A 16,700-nucleotide genomic window follows, 5' to 3' on the forward strand; every position below is an offset into this window, starting at 1 on the left:
TGGACGCCACGCCTCGTTTTTCGCCTGCTCTGGTCAGAGCAGGCGAAATATGCCGAGGCCTCACAGCCGACGCTTGTGACGCCGGTGTCGTGTCTTGCTGGGATTAGGTATTGTTGAAGTGGCGACGAACGGGTTGTATGCGCGTCAAACTTTCAGCGTGCCCCGCTCGATCTGATCGCGTTCGAGCGACTCGAACAGCGCCTTGAAATTGCCTTCCCCGAAACCTTCATCGCCCTTGCGCTGGATGAATTCGAAAAACACGGGGCCAAGCAGCGGTTTGGAAAAGATCTGCAGCAGCAGGCGCGGCGATCCGTCCGCCGTCGTTCCATCGAGAAGAATGCCGCGCGACTGCAATTGGCCAACGGGTTGACCATGGCCCGGCAAACGCGTTTCGAGCGCATCGTAGTAGTAGCTGTTCGGCCCGGTCATCAGCGGCACGCCTGCCATCTGCAGGTTGTCGATCACCGTGATCAGATCGTCGGTCAGGAAGGCGATGTGTTGAATGCCCTCGCCGTTGAAGGCCATCAGGAATTCTTCGATCTGGCCGCTGCCCTTGCCGGATTCCTCGTTCAATGGAATGCGGATCTTGCCGTCCGGCGCCGTCATCGCCTTCGACGTGAGCCCCGTGTATTCGCCTTCGATGTCGAAGTAGCGTAGCTCCCGGAAGTTGAACAGCGTCTCGTAGAAGTTGGCCCAATACGTCATGCGCCCGCGATAGACGTTGTGCGTCAGGTGATCGACGAGGCGCAAGCCATGACCGGCCGGCCGGCGCTCGACACCTTCGATGAACTCGAAATCGATGTCGTAGATCGACTTGCCGTCTTCGAAGCGGTCGATCAGATAAAGCGGTGCGCCGCCAATGCCTTTGATTGCCGGCAATCGCAACTCCATCGGACCGGTAGCGATTTCGATCGGCTGAGCGCCCAGCGACAGCGCACGGGCGTAGGCCTTGTGCGAATCCTTCACGCGAAACGCCATGCCGCACGCACTCGGGCCATGCTCGGCGGCAAAGTAAGCGGCCTGACTATTGCGCTCACGATTGACGATAAAGTTGATTTCGCCCTGGCGGTAAAGCAGCACGTCCTTCGAACGGTGGCGAGCCACAAGTGTGAAGCCCATCTGCTCGAACAGCGGTTCGAGGACGTTGGGCACGGGCGAAGCAAATTCAACGAATTCGAAGCCCATCAGTTGCATTGGATTGTCAAACAGGTCGGCCATGATCTCTCGGGTTCAGCGAATGGTGAATGATTGATAGCGAGCGACTAGCACTGAGTGTGATGCGGAGGCATGTTATAGAAATGAAAGAAAATTTCTCTGTTCGTCTAGCAGGCAGCGTCTTCTCGCCACCTGCGCATCTGAGCATTTCTCAACGTACATGCTCGCGTCGCAGCGACATCTGGAATCAGTTTAATTTTTTATCGATGCAATAGGATTTCGTAGCGGACGCAGACAAACCCTGATTTGTGCATTAACATTTCATTTCGTTGCGGAACAAGGAAATAACAGTGCATACAATCGACATAGACCGAATCGACGTGCGTTTGCTGGAGATTCTTCAGTCGCGAGGGCGCATCTCCAATCTCGAGCTGGCGGAGGCGATCAAGCTGTCGCCCGCGCAAACGCTGAGGCGTCATCGCCGGCTCGAGGAAATGGGCGTGATCAAGTGCTACGAGACGCGGCTCGATGCGCAGCTGCTGGGCTTCGGCGTAGTGGCTTTCATCCAGGTGACGATGGAGCGAGGCCATGTGCGCGACCTGTCGAAGTTCAAGCGGATGATCTCGGAACTCACCCAGGTTCAGGAATGCTTCGTTGTCACGGGTGATATCGATTACATGCTCAAGGTCGTCGCGCACGACCTCAAGGCGCTGTCGGAGTTTCTGCTCGATACGCTGATGCGCATTCCGGGTGTGAGCGGAGTCAAGTCGAGCGTTTGCCTCGATGAAATCAAATGCACGGGCGCTGTCCCGTTGGCGGCCTAGTGAATCGACTCGGAGACCGTACTGACGATCAGCGAAAACAGGCGGTCCATTTCCCCTTCGATCTCGCTGCCGCTGAACGGATCCAGATTGGCGCCGAACACCTCGTCCAGTTCCATCCAGTCGTCCGCAGTCAGATATCGCAACGCGGCGGCAAAATCACTTCCTCTTCCAGCCGCCTGTGCTGGCTGTAAAACGCCGCGTATTGAACCTCCGCGGCAATGCAGAGCGCAGAACTAGTGCACTCTGCCGACCGACCTCAACATCGAGCGTCCTTGAGCAGTCAGATGCCCTCGCGCGTACCCAGACGCGAGCTTTTCCAGAAATACGAGTTGATGTTCACACAGCGCGTCGAGATCGCCGGGATCGAAATTTTCCGGACGCGGGTTTGTTTCGAGAAGCATGAGCGTTGCGATCTCATGTGGGCTGAGCATCATCGTCTCCTTGGCTCTGACGTTCCATGCAACATGGTCCTGTCTTGAAGGATAGATGCTCACCAAAACGTGTCGACGTGCATTTTGTCGCACACCTCGGCGCCAGAATGCGGCGTCTCCGCGCAGGTCGAAGCCTCAGCATGCCGCCAGGGTTCGTGCAGGATGTGCCGCCGCGATAGAACCCAACCGCCCCGCAACCCGTTCTATAGCCGCGATATGACTGAGTGCCGCACGGTACGTCTCGTCGATACTGCGCTCTCCATCCAGAGCGACCACGCCGTTGGCCTCGAACACGGCGCGATAAGCCGCCACCTGGCGCGTCAGAAAGCTCATCGGCGGCGGCTGGTCTTTCTCGTCGTTCCTTGACCGCACGCGGCGGTGTGAAGTCGCGCCGCAAACGTTCAGACCAAAGGCGACGTCGGGACGCAGCACATGGCCAGCGATGCTGCGGAGCACCGGCGCGGTCTCAGCGGGATCGGCGCGCGTGCCGATCTCGGCCTGAGAGGTGAACACATAGCGGTCGCAAAAGACCACGTCGCCTCGCTCCAGTGCCGGTATGACCGTGTCGGTCAGATGCTGGAGGAGGTCTCCCATGATGGACAGCAGAATGCCCAGCATGTCGACGCGGCGTACGCTTGCGTCGGGCCCCGGGCTGGTTTTGGAGGTATGCCAGTGGCTGTCGACCATATCCCGGAACACCGCGTCTTTGCGGATGCGACTGGTCGGTGTAAACGTCGTCACGCAGTTGAGCCCGGCACGCGTGCACGCGCTTTCGAGCTTTTCCATCAGTGAAGACTTCCCAGCTCCATCCACACCGCACAACGTGACTAGCACGCCCGGATAAGCATGGGTTTTGAGCTCGAGCGTTTCGAACACAGCATTCGACATGAAATCACCTCAGACCATAACTTCGCGACACTCCGCGAGCATCTCGTCACGGGCATCGACCGGTGCGAGGACCGCGGTGAAGTGCTTGAGCATCGGCGGCGCCGAGACGATGCGCATTCCGCGGATCGCATCGCGTCGTTGATAGACGCGGACCAACGCGGCCGCAACCGCCGCGAGATGGCTATCGGTGTAGACACGGCGGGGAATGGCGAGCCGCAGCAATTCCAGCCTCGGAGCGCTGAGCGCGCCCGTCGATGGATCTTCTTTCAGGAACGCCAACGAGCCCAGACCGACGGCGCGCACGCCGCCCTCCAGATAAAGCTCGGCAGCCAGCGCCTCGGCTGGAAACTCCGAGCGCGGCACGTGCGGCAGGAAGGCGGCCGCATCGACATACACCGCGTGTCCGCCGGTGGGCCTCAGGATCGGAACCCCGCCGGCAAGCAGTGTGTCGCCTAGCCGTTCGACCTGACCCACGCGGTGTTGCAGGTATCTGTCGTCGACCATCTCGCGCAGACCGATCGCGAGCGCTTCGAGATCGCGGCCTGCCATCCCTCCGTAGGTGACGAAGCCTTCGTGCAGCACGAGCAGCGGCACGACCTGGTCGTAGAGCGCGCGCGACCGTGTCGCGAGCAAGCCGCCGATATTGACCAGCGCATCCTTTTTGCAACTGAACGTGCAGCCCTCGGCATAGGAAAACTGCTCCTTCAGAATTTCCGCCACCGACCGGTTCGCATAGCCGCTCTCACGCTGCTGGATGAAGTAAGCATTCTCCGCGCAGCGCGCCGCGTCGAAGTACACGGAAATCGCAAACTCATCGGCCAACGCTTTCACCGCGCGCAGGTTCGCCATCGATACCGGCTGGCCGCCGCCCGCGTTGTTTGTCAGCGAGACCATGATCAACGGCACGTTGCCGCGCCCTTCGCTCTCGATCACGTTGCGCAGCTTCTGCACATCCACGTCGCCCTTGAATGGATGCTCGACAGCGGGTTGGTAACCGATTTCGGCGACGCACGATATCGCGGTCCCGCCGGCAATCGATACGTGCGCCTCGGTCGAATCGAACGGAGCGTTGAACGGCACCACCTGGCCCGGGCGCACGAGGGTCCGGAACAGGAAGTGCTCGGCCGGGCGCCCCTGGTGGGTCGGCAACACGTATTCGAAGCCGAGCATGTCCCGCACGGACTGCGTCAGCTTCGTAAAGCTGCGGGAGCCGGCATACGACTCGTCGCCGGTCATGATGCCTGCCCACTGGTTCGCGCTCATCGCGGTAGTGCCGCTGTCCGTCATCAGATCGATATAGACGTCGTCGGCTTCGAGGCGAAACACGTTGTACCCGGCAGCGGCAAGCCGCGCCTGCCGTTGCTCGCGGTCGATCAGCCTGATCGGCTCGACCATCTTGATCCTGTACGGCTCAGGCTGGCTGTTTTCTGGAAGCATGCACTCCTCCTGCGTTGAAAAAATGCGCGGGCCAGCGGATGACTGGCCGCTTCGGGCATCACATACCGCGTCAGGCGCTTTGCTCGATCGGCAAAATCTCGATCGGCGTCCAGTCCGGATCGCCGCCGTCCGCGGACGTGCGGTGACAAGCGCGCGCGTTATGGGCCGCCTCGAAGCGTTTCTCGATCCGGTTCAGGATCGACCAATACGCGCCGCGCTCGCCTTGCGCGATCGCTTCGACCAGCGCGTCGTTCGCGTTGTAGTTGAACAGGCTCGCATTGGTCCCGAAGAACCGCCGATCATTGCCGATCAGATCGGCAATGAATTGCTGCGGATCCGGTCCCAATGCGGTCGGCAGATAAAACACCGGATGCAGAAGATCGTCGTTGCCTTCGATATGGCCGTGCAGATTCGGATTCCCGGCATGGAGGCCTTCGCGGCGGATCATCTGTTCGAGCTCGGTGCCCGGGAAGATTCTCAGCCCGACGGTGACCGAGACGCGCTCCGGATCGACCCGCTTGATGAACTCGATCGTCTCGCGCGCGGTCTCCTGCGTCTCGCCGGGCGCCCCGAACAGCAGTTCGATGATGTGCTCGAGGCCGTGGCGCTTCGCGGTATTGACCGCATGTTCGATGTCCGGTGCGCTAAAGGTGCGGCGCAGTATCTTCAGCATCGTTGCGCTAGCGGTGTCGACGCCGAAGTTCATGCCCACGCAACCGGCTGCTTTCATCGCGGCCGCGAGTTCATCGGGAAACGGCCGCGGCATACCGTACGCATACCACTGGATTTTGCCGGCGAGCCCGTGCCGGATGATGGCCGCGCACAGCGCCATCGGATGCGCGACGCTCAGATTGAATTCCGAGTCGTTGATATGAAAGACGTTGACCCCGCGCTCCTCGAGCGATGCCATCTCGGCGACGACATCATCAGGTTCGCGCATGCGCACCGAACGGCCTTTGATCAGCGGCTCGACACAATAGATGCAGGAGCGATTGCAGCCGCGTTTCGTTTCGATGCCGATCTGGCCGCCTTTGGCGAAATAGTGCGGGTTGTTCACCAGTTCGCGTTTGTGAGGCCCTATGCTGGCCAGTGGTCCGCATGTGTTGGGCGCGAGCGGCGTAGCGTGCACACCGGCCGTATCGCGGTAGACCACGCCGGGTATGTGCGTGAAACTCCTACCTTCTTCGAGGCAGGTCAGCAACTCGGGAAAGCTGAATTCGCCTTCCCGGACGATGCCGAAGTCCGCGTCGAGGTAAGCAAGCAATTTCTCCGGCATCACCGAGTAGCCCGCGCCGCCCATCACGATCGGGACCGCGCGCGCACGCCGAAGCATCGCAACGATGTCCCTGATGCGGTCGAGAAAGCTGTAGCCGCTGGAGAAATAGACGTCGTCGGTATTTCGCAGCGTCACCCCCCAGTAATCCGGCGCGGTGGTGCGGCAGTGCTCGGCAATGGCCGCCTCGCAATCGTCGGAGAAGCACAGGTCGAGCAAATTGAGCTCGAACCCTGCTCGCTCCATCGGCGCCGACAGATAGTCGAAGGCAATCGGCGCAATCGCCGGCTTGATCTGGTTCGTGTTGACGAAGGTGACGCGCTTGGCCATGTTCGATCAGTCTCAGTGGAAAGTTTCGCGAGGGTTCACGGGCATGCGGCTAGACGGCGACGTCGATCGACATCTTCTGGCCCGCGCGGGCCACCGTCATCTCGCTCATGAATTCACTGAACCGATGCAGCATCACCGTCGCGAGGTGCTTCGCCTTTTCCTCGCAGTCGGAGAACGCATAGAAGCCCGGACCCGCGCTGCTCATCCCCGCGTACACCGCGCCCTCGCGTTGCATCGTCTCGTCGAACTCACGCATCACGTCGGTCCGGAAGATGCCTTCGAGCACCTTCATGTTGCTCATGCTGTTGAGTTCCCAGCCGTGCTTCAGAAACGCGAACAGGTCATTGCGATGCAGTGCCGGCCTCAGTTTCTGTTCGATGAAGTTGCGCCACGCGACGCCATAGCGCTTCTGCCACTCGACGAAATGCGTCGGCACGAAGCCCGCCTCGGTGGTGCCGGACATGTCCGCGCCTTCGCCATGCGCACGCAGCGCTTCGGTCGACAGCGTGTCGTAGTTGCCAACGGCGGTGGTCACCCACAGGTTTTCCGAACTCAGGTTGCCGAGGAAACGACCGTTGCCGTGCTTCTCGTCGACCCAGACCAACCCGCCGAAGAACAGGCACGCTTCGCCGACGCCGGTCTCGAGGCCGAAATACACATGCTCGTCATCCTTCGCGGTCTCGACGTAGTTGCGGGTGATCATTTCCCACATGTCGTGCGGCGAAAACGGTGAGCCGAACAACGCGTTCAAGCCGGCGAGCGTCGCGGTGTTGAACGACACGTTCGAGCCGAATCCGCTGTGCTGATGCTGAATGCTGCGCAGCCGATCCACACGGATGTCGTCGCGTGCGTAGCCGACCGTTCGCTTGAACAACTCGAGCATGTGCCGCCCGCTCGGCACGTCGCAGCCGCCTTCGCCGTTGTTCGTCTTCGTGACGGTGATCCGGTGTCCGACCGTGCTCGTCGATACGCCGAGTCCGCCGCCCCCGAAGCCGGGCATCATTTGCATGAAGTCGAATACGGCGAAGTGAAGGCGCCCTGGCACCGAGACTTCGGCACGATCGTAGCTCGGCACCGCGTCGCGCTCCCAGTGCGGCAGCACAGTCAGATTCGCCCCCGGCAGGAACTGCCCCGCTTTCGCCTTCCAGGCCTGATTCATTGCTCTACCTCCGTCCTCGTGAGTTCTACGAATTTCACAGCGCACCGTCCGTGTTCGCGCTGCTAGTGCACTGTTCGTGCCAGGCGTTCTTTTGCTGCGCGAACTGAGTCCCCGTCAGATGCAATGACGCAAGCAGGCAGCCAGATTTCAAAAGGCGGGGCGATACATCCGCACGTATAGATGTTTGGACGTTGACACGTGAACCGGGCCGGTATCAGACGTCCCGCAGTCGAGCGGCAACCAACAGACGCCCTTCACATGTTGGCCCGGCACCGACATTCGGCAGGCTGCGGGGGGCTCCGCCTGAAAGTGCGTCGGCAAATCGCAGACACCGCTTCAATCCGCGCGATAGCCGCGCCGCCTTTTCAGATCTGGGCACTTCGTTCCGTTCTTGCATGGGATGAGGACGACTTGCGTGGTGCCAACGGATGACTGGCATGAACCCTGCAAAAAGCGTCCGCAAGAAGTGGCGCCAGTCGATTGCCACTCGTGACCCGCCTCTTGATCTTTGCCGGGAGCCGCAGATGACAGCAAGCTTGAAGGACGACGCGCTGGCGCGACGCCATATCGATTGGCCGCGCGCGTTGCGAGCGATCAAGGCGTTGAGGGAGAACGTAGACGACATTCAGCACGCGTACGAAGTGATGATCGCGCTCGACGGCGGTCAGATGGAGACGATGTACCAGCGATTCCTGAGCGAGCCGGGCGCCGGCGCGCTGATTTCCGAGCAGCCGTCACTGCTCGGCACGCTCGCAGATACCGACACGCTGCTGCGCTTGCCGCCTGGCTCGTTCGGCCGCGCCTACATGGCGATGATGGAGCGCAGCGGCTACAGCGCCGATGGTCTGCTGCAAGCGAGCCGGCTGGCCGCCGGCCTCGAAGAAATCCTCCCGGGCCCGGACCGTCAGTGGTTCATCGAGCGCAGCGGCTGCATTCACGATCTGCTGCATGTGTTGACGGGCTACGGCCAGGACTGGGCCGGCGAGACCTCGCTTCTCGCCTTCGACTGCGGCCTCGAACCGATGCGTGCGCGCATCGTCGGTCTGCTCGGCACCGCGCTGACCGCGCCGTGGTGGCCGAACTTCTGGGTCCATCGTTTTCTGCGCCGCGCGTGGCTGCGTGGCAAGCGCGCGCGCATTCCCCTCTCATACCGCTGGGAAGAAGCGTTGGAGCGGCCGCTCGCACTCGTCCGCCTGCAACTGGCGATCGAGCCGGTCGCGCTCGCGCATCCCCAAGGCATCCTGGCCGGTGGCCAGACTCTGCCGTGGCGCTACGCCGCGCCGAGCAACGCGTGAACGGAAAGGAACCCAGCATGGCCAGCACACCGAAAAATGCGTCGATGCGCAACACCGTATTCGGCATCGTACGCACGCAGTTACTGCGCGTCTGCCGCGAGCATCAGCGCGACTTCGACGCCGAGATTCACCTCGAGAGTTCGCTGATCGCCGATCTCGGTCTCGACTCGCTATCGCTCGTCGAAGCGGTGGTCGCAGTCGAGCAGGCGTTCGGCATCGAGCGCCTGCCGCTAGAAGCGTTGAACGAAGAACACGCGGAAACGTACTTCACGGTCGGCTCGCTCGTGGACCTGTGCATCCGGCACGCCCCCGTCCGCCTGGACGCCAACGAGGGGATGCGTACATGAGCTCGCGCCTTTCGCTGGCCACCTCGCATGCAAGACGTGGCCGGCTTGCGGCCGCGGCAGTTGCTGTCGGCAACACGCTCGGCCGCTTGCCGCTGGCCGCCGAGGCGCTGCCGATCGCCGGCGCTTTCGTCTGCTCGCTGCTGCTCTACGGACGGATCGCCGGCGTCGCCGTTGAACCGGGCTGGCGTGTGCTCACCGGCCTCGCGTCCTTTTTCCTGCTGTTCGTCCAGCTTCGCTTCATCGACGATCTCGACGATCTCGAACGCGACTATCCCGCCGGGCACGTGCTGTTGGCGGGCCGCGAGGCACGACGCACACGTCTCGTCGCCAGCCTCGCGACAAGCGCGCTGCTGCTCGTTGCGCTGAACACCGGCATGGCGCACGCGAGAACGGCCGCAACTGCCGCCACCGCTCTCGCCTTCGCCGCGCCGTTCGTATTCAAGCGGCTGCTCCCGAGCCGCCCGCTGCTCTGCTTTCCCGCTTTCGAGGGGGCGCCCTTCGTGATCTTCATGTACGGCTATTTCTTGTGGCGCGACATGGCTGGGCGCGAATTGAGCTTCTACGTCGTGACGTGCGTAACGGGCTTGATGTGGAGCGGCTACGAATTCTGGAAGTTCTCGCGCAAGGTCGGCACCACTGCGCTGCAGCCCTATCACCTGTCGGTGCACGGAATCCGCGTCGCGCTGAATCTCCTGCTGATTCTCGCGCTCGGCATCAACGTGGCGCTGTCGCGCCTCGCAGGCCTGTCGCAAACCTATTCGATCTATGCCGCAACGCTGCCACTCGCATGGCTCGTCTGGCTCAACGCGAGCTGGCCGGGCCCTGCGAGCAGGCCGGCTCGGCCACGCTGGGCGGGCACGCGCTTCATCGTCGCCGTCGAGCTCGGACTGCTGGCCGAGATTCTCCTCAAATGACACCCAACCCTGGATGGTCACCCACGATGGATAAGCACGTTCTCGTCACCGGTGCGCGAGGTCTGTTGGGCGCCGAAGTGATCGCCCGGCTCACGGCGATGGGCTACCCGGTCGTCGCATTCCTGCGCTCCGAAGGACCGGTCGTCCGCAACGACGGCACGCCGCTCGCGGCCACCACGTACGACGGCCACCCGCCTGCAGCCGGGAGCTTCGCATGTGTGCGGGGCGACGTCGCCGAACCCCAGCTTGGGCTCGATCCACGCACCTACGAGGCACTGCGCGCGACGACGGGCGCGATCGTCCACTGTGCCGCGCTAACCAGCTTCGGTCGCAAGCCCGAAGTCTACGAGGCGATCAACTTTCGCGGCACCGAACGCATCGTCGAGTTCGCGCAGCCTCGCGACGACGCGCCGATTCCGCTGCTCTACGTGAGCACCGCCTATGTCTGCGGCGAGCGCCCCGGCGTGTTCAGCGAGGACGATCTCGACCTCGGCCAGCGTCTGGGCAATCCGTATGAGCAGAGCAAGTACCGCGCGGAGCAGTCGGTGCGGGCGGCGATGCGCAACGGTCAGCCGGCCGCCGTGCTGCGCCCGTCGATCATCGTCGGCGACTCGGCGACCGGCGTGATCCGCAAGTTCGACACGCTCTACACGGTCGTGCGCCTGACGGCCGCCGGCCTCGTGCGCACGATGCCCGGCGACTACGGCGCGACGCTGAACATCGTGCCGATCGACTGGGTCGCCGACTGCGTCGTCGAGGCGCTGGTGAAGTTCCCGCTGGTGCGCGGACGCACGCTGCATCTGACTTCCGGCGCGCCGACCACGCTGCGCGAAATCAACGACGTCTGCGCGGAGTTTCCGTCGTTTCACGTGCCTCGCTATGTGCCGCGGCATGTGTTCGACGCCGCCGCGATGAAACCGCTCGAGCGGCGCTACTACGACGAGGTCGTGAAGCTGTACGAGTCGTACCTGACGCGTCAGGTGCGTTTCGGCCGCGACGCGACCGCCGCGATCCTGCCGGCCCTGCCTCGCGCGACCGGCAAAACGCTGCTGCGCAGGATCTTCCGTTACGGGATCGCGGCGGGCTACTTCGTGCCGCGCACGACTTGACGCTCAGGGAGCCTAACCATGTTGATGACCGATCCGATGCTCGCCGAGCTCTGGCAAAAAGCGCGCAACGCGTTGAGCGCCCAGTTCGAACAGCGGGCACCGTGCGCCGTCTTTCTCGAAGGCTCGATCGCCGAAGGCTTCGGCAACGAGCGCTCCGATGTCGACTTCGTCGCGATCGTCGATAGCGGGCTGGAGCCGGCCACGATGCCGTACATCCTGTTCATCGACGGCCGCCGCATCGAAGTCAGGTTGCTGAGTCCGGCGCGCCTGCGCCGCGAACTCGCGCAGGTTCGCGCAGCACTCGGCAAAGGCCGTCGCGCGGTCGCGCGGCTGTCGTGGAATCTGCTCGAACGGTGCCAGCGCTTCATCGGCGCGCTGCCGATCGACAACCCCGCGTTGATCGAAACGCTGCAAGCGGAGCTTGGCCGCGACGCGCTCTGCGAGGCGGTGGCGCTGTGGTTCGAGGATTTCGCGCGCCATACCGGCCGTTATGCGGTCGCGATGTTCGCGCTCGGCGAGCCCGACTACGCCCGCGCGTGGATCAGGACCGCCGCGTTTCATGCGGCGAAGAGTCATGTGGCGCGCGTCGGCGAGTGCTACATGAGCCCGAAATGGCTGTCGCTGCAGCTCGAACGCGCGGCTGTCGACGCCGGCCTCGCCGGCCGTCTGTGGAACCTGCTGCACGCGCCGCGCGAGCATGGCGCCGACAGCGCGTTCCTCGCGGCCGGGGTTGCGCTCCTCCGAGAGTTCGGCGTCAACGGTGTGAGCCTCGCGGCGGAGAACGTGCTGATCGGCCCGGGCAAGGACGCGACGACCTGGCAGATCGGCGAACGGGTCCATGTGCTGCGAGGCAGCGACGTCTTCGCCCTCGACGACGAAGCCGCCCAGGCGTGGCGTGCGATCACCTTCGACACCCCATGCACGGCGATCGCGAGCCGTGGCGACGCGCAGGCGGCGAGCCGGCAGCGCGCGCTGATCGCCGAATTCAGCCGGCTGGGTCTCGTCAGCCTGCGCTGGAAGGGCAGCGGAGAAATCCACGCGCGAGAGCAGGCGACGTCGACGCCGGTGTCCCGTGCGCCGCTGATCTCGATCGACGGCGCGCGCCTCGCGGCCGGCCGCGCGAGCGGTGCCCAGTTGCTGCCGATGCCCGCCGGGCGCTTCGCCGAAGCGGGCCTCGAGATGGTCTGGGCCAACATCGGCCTCGAGAATGCGCGCGAGGACGCCCAGGGCGCACTGCAGCGCGGCCAATGGAAGGTGCTCGAGTACGCGCTGCAACGGATGATGCAGACCGCCTGCATGGTCACGCTCGGCGCGCACGGCGTGACGCCGCAGTCGACGATGGAAGAAGCGACGCTCGACGCGATCCGGCTGCTGCCTCTCGATACCGCGCTGATCGACGGCATCCGCGAACTCGAACAGTGCTCGATCGGATCGGCAACCGATGCCGAGCGTTACGTCGCGCTGGCCGATGTGCTCGCGCAGCGTCTGCGCAACCTCGGCGGCGACCCGCAATTTCCGGCGAGCTTCGATACGGCGTCGGGCTGGCGCGGCACGATCCACGCCGCCTACGACTGGATCAACCTCGGCGCGCATCTGCACGCGCGTTTTCCGCAGACCGCTCACGGCGGGCGCGGTACCGCCGAGGAAGCAAGAGATCTGCTCGCTTCGTCGAGCACCTGAGCAACGGGGACCTCAATGAATTTCGACACCATTGCACGCGCACGCGGCGAATTCGAAGCGGGCGGAAGCTACGCACCGCACGAGACCTTCGACGCAAGCAGCAGCGCCGACTCAACAGCATCGCCACGCGTGATCCTCACCGCGGCAAGTCCCGCCGAAACCATCGAGCGGCTCGCCGGCAACAAGGGACGATCGCTCCATCGGCTGGCGAATCTCGGTGTAGCGGTGCCGCGCTGGGCGATCCTCGGCACCGACTGCTTTGCGGAGTTCCGCCGCGACGGCGGCCTCGATCAAACCATCGCAGCGCTGCTCAGCGACTTCACGCCCGCGAACGCCGCCGCGATCGCGAGCAAGATCCGCGAGGCCGTGCTGACGTGCGACATCAGCGCCGCGTTGCGCGCCGACATCGCACGCGCGCACGGCACGATCGGAGACGGACCGCTCGCGGTGCGTTCGTCCGGTGTCGAAGAAGACAGCGCGAGCTTCTCGTTCGCAGGCCAGTTCGACACCTTCCTCGATGTACGCGGGCTCGACTCGACGCTCGAACACGTGCGCCGGTGCTGGGCCTCCGCGTATTCCGAGCGCTCTCTGCGCTACCGGCATCAACACGGACTCGACATGGCCGGCGCCGGCATGGCCGTGATCCTGCAGCGCCTCGTTCAGGCGGACACGAGCGGCGTCGTGTTCACGATCAACCCGGCCAACGGCAACCGAGATGAGCTGGTGCTGAGCGCCGTCTACGGGCTCGGCGAAGGACTCGTGTCGGGCGCCGTCGACGCCGACACGATCACCGTGGACCGCCAGACCGGACAGCACAAGCAGGTGGTGATCGGTGAAAAACGCGAGCGTCATGACGGCCGCCACATCCGCGAGGTGCCGGCCGCGCTGCGCGATGCAGCAGCTCTCTCGAACGACGAGATCGAGCGCGTCGTGGCGGCGGCCCGCACGCTCGAAAACAGGTTCGGCGAGCCGCTCGATATCGAATGGTGTATCGCGGAACATCAGTTGTGGATTCTGCAGGCGCGCCCGGTGACCACGCCGGTCGCACCGGCCCCATCGCGGACCGGCGAATTCCAGCTGTGGGACAACTCCAACATCGTCGAGAACTATCCCGGCGTGACCACGCAGCTAACCTTCACCTTCGCGCAGCACGTCTATGCGCAGGTGTTCCGCGAGTTCTGCCGGCTGCTCGCGATTCCGCACAAGCAGCGGCGCGAGATGGACGGCTTCCTCGGCTCGACGCTCGCGTTCCTGAACGGGCGCGTGTACTACAACCTGCTGCACTGGTACAAGCTTTCCGGGCTCGCGCCGTTCCAGGACCTCGGCCGCAAGATGATGGAAGTCCAGATGGGCGTCGACGAGCCGCTCGATCTGGCGGGTTTTGCCGAGCTGATCAAACCGTACAAGGCTGGCTCGCGCGCTGGGCTCGCCTGCATCCGCGCCGTGAGCGGCACGAAGTTCGCGTGGCACTTTGCGCGTCTCGAGCGCAACGTCGGGCGCTTCCGCGCGTTCTTCTATCCGGTCTACGACGAGTTCAACGCGCCCGACTATCGTTCGCTTCCCGCCGACGCCGTCTATGCGCACTACTGCCGCTTCGAGCAGGCGCTACTGGCACGCTGGGGCATGATGATCGTGCTCGAATCGGCGATCGGTCTCAGTTACGGCGTGCTCCGGCGCCTGATCAAGCGGTGGATTCCCGATGCGCCCGACTGGCTCGAAGTGGCGGTGATCGGCGGCATGGACGACATCGAGTCGATCGAGCCGGTTCGCAGGTTGGCCGCGCTGGCCGAAGCCGTGCGGTCAAAGCCTCGGGTCGAAGCGCTGATCCGCAATACCCCGTCAAGCGAAGCGTATGCGGCGCTGCGTGAATGCGGCGCGCCTGAGGTCGTCGCCGACATCGAGCGCTACCTCGCCGACTTCGCGTACCGCAGCAACAACGAGCTGAAGCTCGAAGAACCCGATCTGCGCGAAGACCCTGGCGTGCTGTTCGATATGTTGAAGGCGTCGCTCGCGCATGGCGCCGCGACGATAGATCGCAGCGCCACCGAAGCGCGCATCGACGCGTTGGTGCGTGAGCGGCTTAATCCGCTGCAGCGCTGGATTTTTGCCCGCGCACGCGGCCGCGTGCGCGCCGCGATCCGCGCGCGTGAGACCGTGCGCTTTTGCCGTTCGCGCGCGTTCGGCGTCGCACGCCGGATGTTCCGCGCGATCGGCGAGGGTCTCGCCGCCGACGGCGTGCTGGCCACAGGCCGCGACATCTTCCATCTGCGCCTCGACGAAATCCGCGGCTGCTTCGAAGGCACCGTGTCCCACCGCGAACTGCGCCCGCTCATCGAGCAGCGCAAGCGCGACGACGCGAGCTATCGCGCGATGGACGACCTGCCGCCACGCTTCGTCACGCATGGGCCGGTTACGGCGTGGCTCAGCAAGCCGGCGAACCTCGCGGCGTTGCACGCGGCGCCTGCCCATGCGGCCGGCGCCACCCTGCGCGGCACACCCTGCTCGCCGGGCTTCGCCGAAGGATGCGCGAAGGTCGTGCGCGAAGCGAACGAATTCGACGGCGGCATCCTCGTCACCTATCGGACCGACCCCGGCTGGGTCCCGGTATTCGCGTCGGCGAGCGGGCTGCTGATCGAGCGCGGCAGTCCGCTGACCCATGCTGCGATCGTCGCACGCGAAATCGGCATCCCGACCGTCGTACAGATTCCCGGCCTCACCACGCGCGTGCAGTCAGGCATGCAGCTCAAGGTCGATGGCCATAGCGGCGTGATCGAACTGCCCGAGCCGACCTGAAACGAATCCCCACCCCCTGACTGACCATGCAACCGCCTCTGAAGGAAACTGCCATGTACCGCCTGCTCAACGATCGTCGCGACCTGCCGCATCTGTGGCTCTACATCGAGTGCGCGCTGATATTCATCCCCGCCGCGGCCGTGCTGTATTGGCTCGGCCACTTCCCCTGGTGGGCGGGCGTGGCCTATGTGCTCGTCTGGAACATGTTCGGCGACCGCTTCACGATGAGCTACCACTGCACGCTGCATCGGCGGCTCTTCAGGAAGAAGTACCGTGCGCTCGAAATCCTGCTCGACTGGGTGCTGTGCCCGTTCTTCGGCCAGACGCCGGGCACGTTCTATGTCCATCACATGGGCATGCATCACATCGACGACAACCTGCCACGCGACCTGAGCTCGACGATGCGCTTTCAGCGCGATAGCGTCATCGGCTTTCTGCACTACTACCTGCGCTTCGCCGCGCTGGTGCCGGTCGAGCTCAGCGTCTATCTGTGGCGCTCGCGCAATACGAGGCTGATCCGGCAACTGCTCGTCGGTGAGATCGCGTTCTACGCAGCGATTGGCGCGGCCGCGTACTGGAACCTGCGGGCAACGCTCGTCGTGTTCGTGTTTCCGTTCGTGTTCGTGCGGCTGATGATGATGATCGGCAACTGGGTCCAGCACGCGTTCATCGACCCCGATCATCCGGACAACCCGTACAGGAACAGCACCAATACGATCGACTCGCGTTTCAATGCGCGCGTCTTCAACGCCGGTTATCACATCTACCACCACGTCCGCAAAGGCACGCACTTCAGCGAGCTCACGAAGGAGTTCGCCGCGAACCTGGAGAAGTACGGTCAGGAGGACGCGGTCGTGTTCGATCGCATCGACATCGCGCAGATCTGGCTGCTGCTCGTCACGCGCCAGCACCGCAAGCTCGCCAGGCATTTCGTGCGCTTGCCGGGCGCGCCGGCGCGCAGCGACGACGAGGTGATCGCGCTCTTGCGTCGCCGTCTGCAGCCGATCCGCGACTGGTCGCCCGCTGCTTCGCTCGATCACGGAATCTCGACCAAGTAAGCGGGGA

The 16,700-nt window shown here is 63.8% G+C and carries 14 protein-coding genes; 8 read left to right on the forward strand and 6 right to left on the reverse strand.

Annotated features, from left to right (window positions below):
* Window positions 1–144: 144 nt before the first annotated feature.
* The gene (gene hppD, locus AB3X89_RS14065; RefSeq protein WP_368583828.1) at window positions 145–1,218 is read right to left on the reverse strand and encodes a 4-hydroxyphenylpyruvate dioxygenase; all 1,074 of its coding nucleotides are present in this window, start codon (window positions 1,216–1,218) and stop codon (window positions 145–147) included.
* Between the two features lie 287 nt (window positions 1,219–1,505).
* Here hppD and AB3X89_RS14070 point away from each other — a divergent pair, with 287 nt between their 5' ends.
* Window positions 1,506–1,979, forward strand: a complete 474-nt coding sequence (locus AB3X89_RS14070) for an Lrp/AsnC family transcriptional regulator (protein WP_176125529.1) — start codon at window positions 1,506–1,508, stop codon at window positions 1,977–1,979.
* A 233-nt stretch (window positions 1,980–2,212) separates the two neighbouring features.
* Here AB3X89_RS14070 and AB3X89_RS14075 read toward each other — a convergent pair whose 3' ends face one another.
* The 5 genes from AB3X89_RS14075 to AB3X89_RS14095 all read right to left on the reverse strand — a co-directional run bounded on the left by AB3X89_RS14075 (window position 2,213) and on the right by AB3X89_RS14095 (window position 7,497).
* Complete coding sequence (locus AB3X89_RS14075; protein ID WP_368583949.1) at window positions 2,213–2,410, reverse strand: hypothetical protein; 198 nt, start codon at window positions 2,408–2,410, stop codon at window positions 2,213–2,215.
* Between the two features lie 135 nt (window positions 2,411–2,545).
* Window positions 2,546–3,298: a dTMP kinase gene (locus AB3X89_RS14080; protein ID WP_368583829.1), complete on the reverse strand. Its 753-nt coding sequence runs from the start codon at window positions 3,296–3,298 to the stop codon at window positions 2,546–2,548.
* Between the two features lie 9 nt (window positions 3,299–3,307).
* Entirely contained in the window at window positions 3,308–4,735 is a 1,428-nt protein-coding gene (locus AB3X89_RS14085) for a tryptophanase (protein ID WP_368583830.1), read from the reverse strand.
* A gap of 70 nt (window positions 4,736–4,805) precedes the next feature.
* Complete coding sequence (locus AB3X89_RS14090; protein WP_368583831.1) at window positions 4,806–6,338, reverse strand: radical SAM protein; 1,533 nt, start codon at window positions 6,336–6,338, stop codon at window positions 4,806–4,808.
* Between the two features lie 49 nt (window positions 6,339–6,387).
* On the reverse strand, window positions 6,388–7,497 hold the full coding sequence (locus tag AB3X89_RS14095; RefSeq protein ID WP_368583832.1) for a hypothetical protein: 1,110 nt from the start codon (window positions 7,495–7,497) through the stop codon (window positions 6,388–6,390).
* A gap of 524 nt (window positions 7,498–8,021) precedes the next feature.
* On the opposite strand from AB3X89_RS14095, the gene AB3X89_RS14100 reads away from it, so the two are divergent.
* Genes AB3X89_RS14100 through AB3X89_RS14130 form a run of 7 tightly spaced genes read left to right on the forward strand, consistent with a single transcriptional unit; the run spans window position 8,022 to window position 16,693 of the window.
* On the forward strand, window positions 8,022–8,792 hold the full coding sequence (locus AB3X89_RS14100; RefSeq protein WP_368583833.1) for a Coq4 family protein: 771 nt from the start codon (window positions 8,022–8,024) through the stop codon (window positions 8,790–8,792).
* Window positions 8,793–8,809: 17 nt separating this feature from the next.
* Window positions 8,810–9,139, forward strand: coding sequence for an acyl carrier protein (locus tag AB3X89_RS14105; protein WP_368583834.1), 330 nt, complete (start codon window positions 8,810–8,812; stop codon window positions 9,137–9,139).
* On the forward strand, window positions 9,136–10,053 hold the full coding sequence (locus AB3X89_RS14110) for a hypothetical protein (protein ID WP_368583835.1): 918 nt from the start codon (window positions 9,136–9,138) through the stop codon (window positions 10,051–10,053). Before AB3X89_RS14105 ends, AB3X89_RS14110 begins: the two co-directional genes overlap by 4 nt.
* 26 nt (window positions 10,054–10,079) lie before the next feature.
* Window positions 10,080–11,162, forward strand: a complete 1,083-nt coding sequence (locus AB3X89_RS14115) for an SDR family oxidoreductase (protein ID WP_368583836.1) — start codon at window positions 10,080–10,082, stop codon at window positions 11,160–11,162.
* Between the two features lie 18 nt (window positions 11,163–11,180).
* The gene (locus tag AB3X89_RS14120) at window positions 11,181–12,842 is read left to right on the forward strand and encodes a nucleotidyltransferase domain-containing protein (protein ID WP_368583837.1); all 1,662 of its coding nucleotides are present in this window, start codon (window positions 11,181–11,183) and stop codon (window positions 12,840–12,842) included.
* A 15-nt stretch (window positions 12,843–12,857) separates the two neighbouring features.
* Window positions 12,858–15,635, forward strand: coding sequence for a phosphoenolpyruvate synthase (locus AB3X89_RS14125; protein ID WP_368583838.1), 2,778 nt, complete (start codon window positions 12,858–12,860; stop codon window positions 15,633–15,635).
* 53 nt (window positions 15,636–15,688) lie between these two features.
* Window positions 15,689–16,693: a fatty acid desaturase gene (locus tag AB3X89_RS14130; protein ID WP_368583839.1), complete on the forward strand. Its 1,005-nt coding sequence runs from the start codon at window positions 15,689–15,691 to the stop codon at window positions 16,691–16,693.
* Window positions 16,694–16,700: the final 7 nt, after the last annotated feature.

This window comes from Paraburkholderia sp. BR14320 (assembly GCF_040948665.1).
GTDB lineage: Bacteria > Pseudomonadota > Gammaproteobacteria > Burkholderiales > Burkholderiaceae > Paraburkholderia > Paraburkholderia youngii.